Origin of the sequence: Streptomyces sp. SID1328 (assembly GCF_009865595.1) — a bacterium.
GTDB lineage: Bacteria > Actinomycetota > Actinomycetes > Streptomycetales > Streptomycetaceae > Streptomyces > Streptomyces griseoluteus.
In genome coordinates this window covers 1-8,500 of record NZ_WWKH01000671.1, presented here as the reverse complement: position 1 = coordinate 8,500, position 8,500 = coordinate 1, and the positions used below count along the sequence as shown (strand labels likewise).

Here is an 8,500-nt window from a genome sequence, read left to right as displayed (position 1 = left end):
GGCGGCGGGTGGGCAGCGGGGGCGGGCCGTCGGGCTCGGCGCCGAAGGGTTCGGGACGCGAGGCGACGGGTTCGCCGTGCGAGCTGACCAGCTTGGGCGGCTCGCGCCGGGGCGGCGGCACGAGCGCGGCCGGGTCGTGGACGTCGGCGGGGTCGAGGCTGCGGGCGCGGAAGATGCCGCCGAGTTCGCTGTCGTCGTCCGCCAGCACGCTGGGGAATTCCTCGGCGGGCGCGTCGAGGGCGGGGCGGTCCACGGTGGCACCCGGTCCGGCCGGCTCGTCGCGTTCCACAGTCCGGGCGGTGCCGCGTTCCCTGGTCCGCTGGGTCTCCTTGGACAGGTCGCCCAGCCGGATGCCGATGCCGTTGGTGTCGGGGGCGTCGTCGGTGAGCAGCGCGTCGGGGATGAGGACGACGGCGGTGGTGCCGCCGTAGGGAGAGGGCTGGAGGGAGACGCGCACGTGCTGGCGGCGGGCGAGGCGGCTGACCACGAACAGACCGAGCCGGTCGGTGTCGGACAGCTCGAACTCAGGGGTCTCCGCTAGCCGCAGATTCGCGTCGAGCAGCGCCTCGGCCGTCATGCCGAGGCCGCGGTCGTGGATCTCCAGCGCGAAGCCGTTGGCGACCCGCTCCCCCACCACGTGCACATTGGTGTGCGGGGGCGAGAACAGCGTGGCGTTCTCCAGCAGTTCGGCCACGAGGTGGGTGAGGTCGGAGACGGCGGGGCCGATGACCGCGACGCGGGGCAGCCGCCGTACCTCCACCCGCTCGTAGTCCTCCACCTCGGCGACGGAGGCGCGGACGACGTCCATCAGCCGTACCGGGCGGCGCCACTGGCGGGAGGGGGCGGCGCCGGAGAGGATCACCAGGCCCTCGGCGTGGCGGCGCATGCGGGTGGTGAGGTGGTCCAGCCGGAACAGGTCGGCGAGCTCGTCGGTGTCCTCGGTGCGGCGCTCCATGGTGTCCAGCAGGGTGAGCTGCTTGTGCAGCAGCACCTGGCTGCGGCGGGCGAGGTTGACGAACACCTCGGAGACCCCGGCGCGCAGTTCGGACTGCTTCACGGCGGCCTCGACGGCGGCGCGTTGGAGGGTGTTGAGGGCGCGGCCGACCTCGCCGATCTCGTTCTGGTCGTAGTCGGGCCGGGGCACCTCGCTCTCCACGTCGACCGGTTCGCCCGCGGAGAGGCGGCGCATGACGTGGGGCAGCCGGACGGCGGACGCCTCGTGGGCCTCCGTCCGCAGCCGCTTGAGGTCGCGGATGAGACGGCGGCCGACGCGCACGGACAGGACGAGGGAGACGAGGAGGGCCGCCAGGCCGAGGATGCCGGCGACGGCGGCCTGGGCGATGACGCCGTAGGTGACGGGCCGTACCCGGTCGCGGAAGCGGTGGCCGGCCTGGTCGTCCATGGTGCCGAGGTCTTCGAGGACGCCTCCGGCGACGGCGTGCCAGCTCGCGGTGGTGACACCGCGCGGGATGCCGGCGCCGGTGTCGATGACCTCGCGCTCGGCCGCTCGCAGGGGGGCGGTGGTGGCGTTGCGCCAGTAGCTCTCGTAGCGGTCGCGCTCCGGGGCGGGGAGCAGCGGGAGGCTGACGTCGTAGAGGAGGGTGCGCTGGGCGACGAGGTCGGAGACCTGGCGGGCCTCCTCGCGGGAGAGGCTGCCGACCACCAGGGCGGAGCCGAGGATGGCGTCCTCGCGGGAGAGGAGTTCGCGGGCGCGGCCGGTGTTGACGAGGGCCCCGGCCTGCTTGTCCATCTCGACGTCGTCGACCCCGTCGACCGCGGCGACCAGGGCGTAGCAGGGGTCGACCAGGCGGTTGTAGAGGTCGAGCGCCCCGGCGCGGGTGACGGTGCGCTCCTCGACGCTGCGGCGCAGGGACTCCAGGCCGCCGAGGGCGTCGAGCGCGGTGGTGAGGCGTTCGCCGTCCTCGCCGCGCAGCGCGTCGCGGGTCTTGGGGTTCCGGGCGTTGGCGCGGAGGGTGGCCAGGGGCCGGTCGGTGGCGGTGCGCGAGCGGTGCAGTTCGGCGAGGGCGTCGGCGGCGCGCGGGTCGGCGAGGTAGACGAGGCTCTGCCGGCGCTCGTGCTGGAGGTCTCGGACGGTGTCCTCGGTGGGGTGGCCGATGTCCTTCACGGCGCGTGAGACGCGCAGCGACCGGGCGACCTCACTTCCCGTCAGCACGGTGGCGAACGCCCAGACGACGGTCAGGGCCACCAGCGGCACGAGAAGCAGCGCCACGATCTTCCGGCGGATCGACTTCCCGCGAAACCGCATGGCCTCCCCCAGCTCGACCCCTCACCGGGGGTACGTGTGTCCGACTCGGAACGGCGCGAGCCTACTACCGCCCCACAGGTGCCTCGCAGGCGCGTCTGATGCGTGAACTCCCTTACGACAGGCGGTAGATGGCGAGTTGTCCGGGCATTGGGGGAGATTGCGGCCGTGACGGGAGGGGTGCAGGGGAAGCGGGCCGAAACAGTACGGACACCGGTTGGCTGGAAATTTTCACAAGTCGGGAATCTTCGAGACGCCTCGTTCGTCGTTCACCTGGGGAAACGGGGAGGGAATCGGCCACACCGGCCGCGTCCTTCGCCCCGGCCGCGTAAAACAGCGCAAGCCGGGCAGCCACTGGGGAGTCGGGGCCTTCGGGTTCCGGGGCGAGCGGTTTGCCGGCGGTGGGGAGTGACACGGTGATGGGCACGGCTGAGCGGCGCGGTGCGCCCGAGGTTGGCGTGGCGGAGCGCCCGGCGCGGATTCCGGGCCAGGTGGGTCCGGAGCGCGGGATACCGGCGAGCACGCCGGGTGGTGTGAGAGCCGGGCGACAGCAGGCGGAGTACCGGCCGCTGTGGGTGGAGGAGCCCGCGAAGCGGCGCCGGATGGCGGACCCGGTGCGCACCGCGGCGGTGCGGGCGGTGCTGATCATCGCGGTGACGCTGATCCAGGCGATGGTGGCGTTCCTGTGCACGCTGGCCGGGTCCTGGGCGGCGTTTCCGATGGTGATCAGCAGCGTGGCGAGCACGGTGGTGGCCACCTGGGCGGTGGTCGACGTCTGGGTGACCCGCCAGGTGTGGAACCAGCGGTACGGAGTGATCTCCGAGCCCAGCAGCACCGCGCGGCAGCTCCGCCGGGAGCGGCGGGCGGCGCGGCGCCGCGAGCGCACGGCGCAGCGGGACCAGGAGCGGATAGCCAGGCGGGCCGGCGCGAAGCGGCTGTCCCACCCCTGAGGTGACCGACCCGCGCGGACTCACGTCGTGACGGTCTCCACGGCCCGGCCGAGTGCCCGCCGGGCGCGGGCGAAGGGCCGGGGCCGGTCCACCGCGAGTACGGCGACGGTGGTGCCGTCGCGTTCGTAGCGGGCCAGGAAGCCTCCGTCGCCCGGCCCGTCGTCGGAGAGTCCGCCCTCGGTGACGCGGACGGTGTCCCCCGCTCGGTACCGGCCCGCGAACTGGATGCGGGAGCCGTACTGGTCGGACCAGAAGTAGGGCACCGGCCGCGGGGTGGCGAGCGTGCGTCCGGCGAGCAGGTTGGTGACGGCGACGCGGGGCTGCTCGGTGGCCGAGGTCCAGTGCTCGGCGCGTACGCCCCCGGCGCGGGCCACATCGCCGACGGCGACCACCTGGGGCAACGCCGTCACGCATCCGTCGTCGCAGAGCACGCCGTCGTCGAGGACGAGCGTGGAGCCCGTCAGCCAGGCGGTGTTCGGGACGGCGCCGATGCCGGCGATCACGATGTCCGCGGTCAGGGTGTGACCGTCGGCCAGTTCCACGGCGGTGGCCGAGCCGGTGCGGCCGATGCGCGTCACGCCGATGCCGGTGCGGAGCCGCACGCCGCCCCGGCGGTGGAGCGTGGCGCACACGGCGGCCATCTCCGGGCCGAGTTGGGGCAGCAGGGGCAGCGGGGCGGCTTCGAGCACGGTGACGTCGTGGCCGAGGGCGGCGCAGGACGCGGCGGTCTCGGCGCCGATGAAGCCGCCGCCGATCATGACGACCCGCTGTGGGCCCTCGGTGAGCCGGGTGCGCTGGGTGCGGGCGTCGTCCAGGGTCCGCAGGGTGTGGACGTCGGGCGGGGCGCCGGGGAGTCGGCGGGCCGTCGCGCCGGTGGCGATGACCAGCCCGTCGGTGGCGAGGGTGCGGCCGTCCTCCAGCAGTACGGTGCGGGTCCGGGTGTCGAGGCCCCGCGCGCGGACGCCGAGCAGCCACTTCGCGTCGAGGTCGGCGGTCTCCTCGGCGTCCGTCAGGGCGAGTTGGTGCTCGTCGGCGCGGCCGGTGAGGAAGTCCTTGGAGAGCGGCGGGCGGTCGTAGGGCGGGTGCGGTTCGTCGCCGACGACGACCAGCCGGCCGTCGTACCCCTGCGCGCGCAGCTCGCGTGCCGCGTACAGCCCCGCGAGGGAGGCGCCGACGATGGTCACGGTCCTCATGTGCGGTGACTCCTTGTCCGCGGGGGCGCGTTCAGACAGCCGTTCCCTCCCGCACCGTGACATGGACGTGGATCACGCCGTCGTCCACGGTGACGAGGTGGGTGCGCAGGGGGTGCCGGGCCGGGAGGCAGGTCGGGGCGCCGGTGCGCAGGTCGAACGCGGCGGCGTGCAGCGGGCATTCGATCAGACACCCCTCCAGCCAGCCCTCGGAGAGCGAGGCGTCCTGGTGGGTGCACGTGTCGTCGACGGCGTAGAGGGAGCCGTCGTCGGTGCGGAACACGGCGATCGGCGGGGCGGTGTCGAGCCGGACGGACTCGCCCTCGGGGAGGTCTTCGAGACGGCAGACGGGAATCACGGGTCCCCCCTCTCGGTCCGGGACGCTCGGTCCGGACCGGACAGGTGCAGACGGCAGGATGCGAGGGTGCGGCAAGGACGGCACAAGCCGGAGGCGCGGTGGACCGGGCAGGTCCAAGTGATCCGCACCCCTTCCGGGATACGGACGCTTCGGTAACATGATGTTCCGCAGGGTGCACGAAAATGCGCTGTGCGCAACAGAATCCGCGCGGGACGCCCGTCGCGTCAAGGGCTTCCCGCAGACGCGGCCCGAACCGGGCCGGCAGATGGTGGGAGTCGAGCCATGAGCCGCACGCAGAAGCGGGCCGACCGCGGCGACGAGACCAGGGCGGACGACGACTCCCCGGAGCGGGGCACAGGTCGCGGCGCGGCCGGTTCCGTACAGTCGGTGGACCGGGCCGTGAGCGTGCTGGAGATCCTCGCCCGGCACGGTGAGGCCGGTGTCACCGAGATCGCCGAGGAACTGGACGTGCACAAGTCCACCGCGTTCCGGCTGCTCGGCGTCCTGGAGAACCGGGGCCTGGTGAGCCAGGCCAGCGACCGCGGCAAGTACTTCCTGGGCGCCGGGGTGCTGCGCCTCGCCGGAGCGGCGGCGGTCCGGCTGGACATCTCCCGGGAGGGCGTCCCCGTCTGCCGCGAGGCCGCCGACGAACTCGGCGAGACGGTGAACATCGCGGTGCTGGACGACGACGCCGCCGTCAATGTCATGCAGGCCCGCGGCACCGCCTCCGTCACCGCGCAGAACTGGCTCGGCAGGCGCACCCCGCTGCACGCCACCGCCAGCGGCAAGGTGCTGCTCGCGCACATGCCGCCCACCCTGCGCGAGGGCTTCCTCGCCCGGCCGCTGCCCCGGTTCACCGAGCGCACGGTCACCGGCGCGGCCCTGCTGCGGACCGAGCTGGAGTCCGTGCTGGCGCGCGGATACGCCGTGACGACGGACGAGCTGGAGCTGGGTCTCGCGGCCGCGGCCGCGCCGGTCCGGGCACACGACGGCAAGGTCATCGCGGCGATCAGCGTCTCCGGGCCGGTGTACCGGCTGGGCCCGGAGCGGCTGCCGGTGGTGGCGAAGCGGATGGCGGCGGCGGGCGAGGAGCTGTCCCGGCGCATGGGCTACGGCTTCTGACGGAGGGCCGGGCGGACGTTCGGCGGCCCGGCGGTCACGCCGCGGCACCGGGGAGTTGCCGGTGCCGCGCCGCCGTGTGCAGGGGCTTCGCCTCCCCGCGTGTCCGGACGGTTCCGGCGGCCCCGGCTCGTTCTGCCAAGGGGTGACACGTACCTCTTGACGGTGCTGTCACCGCGTTCTCACTATGTTCCTCACCACGCAACCCGTCGTGCGATGCGCAACAACAGAGGCACTGGTCGGCGCCCGACCTCCCCACCCCCGTCCGCACAAGGAGGGGCATGTCCGCAACGCCCGAAGACCGTCCGCACCCGTCACCCGAGACCTCCCCGCGCGTCGTCGTCGTCGGCGCCGGAATCGTCGGCTGCTCGCTCGCCGACGAGCTGACCGCGCGCGGCTGGACGGACGTCACCGTCCTCGAACAGGGCCCGCTGCCCGCCCCCGGCGGCTCCACCTCGCACGCGCCGGGGCTGGTCTTCCGGACCAGCCCGTCGAAGACGCTGACCGGGTTCGCCCGGTACACCGTGGAGAAGTTCGGCTCGCTCAGCCACGACGGCGTCCCCTGCTTCGAACCGGTCGGCGGTCTGGAGCTGGCCACCACCCCCGAGCGCCTCGCCGACCTGCACCGCAGGGCCGGGCTGGCCGCGGCCCGGGGTGTGCGGGGCGAGGTGGTGAGCACCGCCCGCTGCAAGGAACTCTGGCCGCTGCTGGACGAGTCGGTGGTGCTGGGCGGCTTCCACACGCCGGAGGACGGACTGGCCCGTGCCGTGCTCGCCTGCCGGGCCCAGCTCGACCGGGCCACCGCGCGCGGTGCCCGTTTCCTCGACCGGCACACCGTCACCGGTATCGAGCGGGCGGACGGCCGGGTCAGCGGTGTCGTCACCGACCGGGGCGTCTTCCCGGCCGACCATGTCGTCTCGGCGGCCGGCTTCTGGGGCCCGGTGATCGGCCGGATGGCCGGGGTCGACGTGCCGCTGCAGCCGCTGGCGCACCAGTACGCCCGGACCCGGCCGCTGCCCGAGCTGAGCGGGGCGCGCGCGGAGGCGACCCTGCCCGTCCTCCGCTTCCAGGACGCCGACCTGTACTTCCGTGAGCATCACGACCGGATCGGCATCGGCTCCTACGCGCACCGGCCGCTGCCCGTGGACCCGTTCGGCGTGCCGGGGTACGACGTGGCGCGGGGGCGGGGGATGGAGATGCCGTCCTCGTATCCCTTCACCGAGGAGGACTGGGCGCCGAGCTGGGCGGATGCCCGGCGCTTGGTGCCGGCGTTGCGCGGGGCGGAGGTGGAGAGCGGGTTCAACGGGGTGTTCTCTTTCACCCCGGACGGTATGCCGGTGCTCGGGGAGACCCGTGAACTGCGCGGTTTCTGGCTGGCCGAGGCGGTGTGGGTCACGCACTCCGCGGGGGTGGCCAGGGCTTTGGCCGAATGGATGGTTGACGGCCGGCCGTCGATCGACGTGCACGACTGCGATGTCACGCGCTTCGAGGAAGCGCAGCGTTCACCCGCCTACGTCCGTGAACGCGGTTCACAGCAGTTCGCCGAGGTGTACGACGTCACCCATCCCCTCCAGCCGATGGAGCGACCCCGCCCGCTGCGCGTCAGCCCCTTCCACGCCCGGCAGGAGCAGCTCGGCGCCTTCTTCCTGGAGGGCGGCGGCTGGGAGCGCCCCCACTGGTACGAGGCGAACGCCCCGCTGGTGGCTTCCCTCGGCGCCGAGTTGCCCGGGCGCGACCCCTGGTCGGCCCGCTACTGGTCCCCCATCGCCGCCGCCGAGGCCCACGCCACCCGCGAGCGTGTCGCCCTGTACGACATGACCCCCTTGCGCCGCCTGGAGGTGACCGGCTCCGGCGCCCTGGACTTCCTCGACCGCATGACCACCAACAAACTCCGCAAGAGGCCCGGCGCCGTCACCTACACCCTCCTCCTGGACGACAACGGCGGCATCCGCTCCGACCTCACCGTGGCCCGCCTGGCCGAGGACCACTTCCAGATCGGCGCCAACTCCCCCGCCGACCTCGACCACCTCGTCCGGCACGCCCCCCGAGGAGTACAGGTCCGGGACATCACCTCCGGCACCTGCTGCATCGGCGTCTGGGGCCCGCTGGCCCGCGCCCTGGTGCAGCCGTTGACCGAGGACGACTTCTCCCACGAGGGCTTCGGCTACTTCCGCGCCAAGCGCGCCCACATCGGCCATGTCCCGGTCACCGCCATGCGCCTGAGCTACGTCGGCGAGCTGGGCTGGGAGCTGTACACCACCGCCGACCTCGGCCTCCGGCTCTGGGACACCCTCTGGGAGGCGGGCCGGGAGCTGGGGGTGGCCGCGGCCGGACGCTCGGCGTTCAACTCGCTCCGGCTGGAGAAGGGCTACCGTGCCTGGGGCATCGACATGACCGCCGAGCACACCCCGGCCGAGGCGGGCGTCGGCTTCGCCGTACGGATGGACAAGGGCGACTTCGTGGGCCGCGACGCCCTGCGCGACCGCCCCGAGCCCGCCCGCAGGCTGACCCCGCTGCTGCTGGACGACCCGGCCGCCGTGGTACTCGGCAGCGAACCGGTGTCGGTGGACGGCACGACGGCGGGCTACGTGACCAGCGCGGGCCATGGCTACACGCTGGG

6 protein-coding genes are annotated in these 8,500 nt (G+C 73.6%); 3 read left to right on the top strand and 3 right to left on the bottom strand.

All coding sequences use genetic code 11. The features are described 5' to 3' along the window. Nucleotides 1-2,266: nitrate- and nitrite sensing domain-containing protein (locus GT030_RS21675; protein ID WP_161202530.1), on the bottom strand; the 2,266-nt coding region annotated here is incomplete at its 3' end. Nucleotides 2,267-2,682: 416 nt separating this feature from the next. Here GT030_RS21675 and GT030_RS21670 point away from each other — a divergent pair. Next, nucleotides 2,683-3,213 (top strand): hypothetical protein, encoded by a 531-nt coding sequence (locus tag GT030_RS21670; protein WP_161202529.1) that lies wholly within the window; start codon nt 2,683-2,685, stop codon nt 3,211-3,213. Nucleotides 3,214-3,233: 20 nt separating this feature from the next. On the opposite strand, the gene GT030_RS21665 is transcribed toward GT030_RS21670, so the two are convergent. After that, complete coding sequence (locus GT030_RS21665; protein WP_202460394.1) at nt 3,234-4,406, bottom strand: FAD-dependent oxidoreductase; 1,173 nt, start codon at nt 4,404-4,406, stop codon at nt 3,234-3,236. 31 nt (nt 4,407-4,437) lie between these two features. Further along, entirely contained in the window at nt 4,438-4,761 is a 324-nt protein-coding gene (locus GT030_RS21660; protein ID WP_161202528.1) for a bifunctional 3-phenylpropionate/cinnamic acid dioxygenase ferredoxin subunit, read from the bottom strand. Between the two features lie 282 nt (nt 4,762-5,043). Here GT030_RS21660 and GT030_RS21655 point away from each other — a divergent pair, with 282 nt between their 5' ends. After that, nucleotides 5,044-5,883 (top strand): IclR family transcriptional regulator, encoded by an 840-nt coding sequence (locus GT030_RS21655; RefSeq protein WP_161202527.1) that lies wholly within the window; start codon nt 5,044-5,046, stop codon nt 5,881-5,883. 278 nt (nt 5,884-6,161) lie between these two features. Next, on the top strand, nt 6,162-8,500 hold a 2,339-nt coding region (locus GT030_RS21650), incomplete at its 3' end, for an FAD-dependent oxidoreductase (RefSeq protein WP_161202526.1).

Coding starts and splice junctions, on each gene's coding strand:
- GT030_RS21655 (WP_161202527.1), top strand. CDS start 5,044: ATGAGCCGCACGCAGAAGCGGGCCGACCGCGGCGACGAGACCAGGGCG.
- GT030_RS21670 (WP_161202529.1), top strand. CDS start 2,683: ATGGGCACGGCTGAGCGGCGCGGTGCGCCCGAGGTTGGCGTGGCGGAG.
- GT030_RS21665 (WP_202460394.1), bottom strand. CDS start 4,406: ATGAGGACCGTGACCATCGTCGGCGCCTCCCTCGCGGGGCTGTACGCG.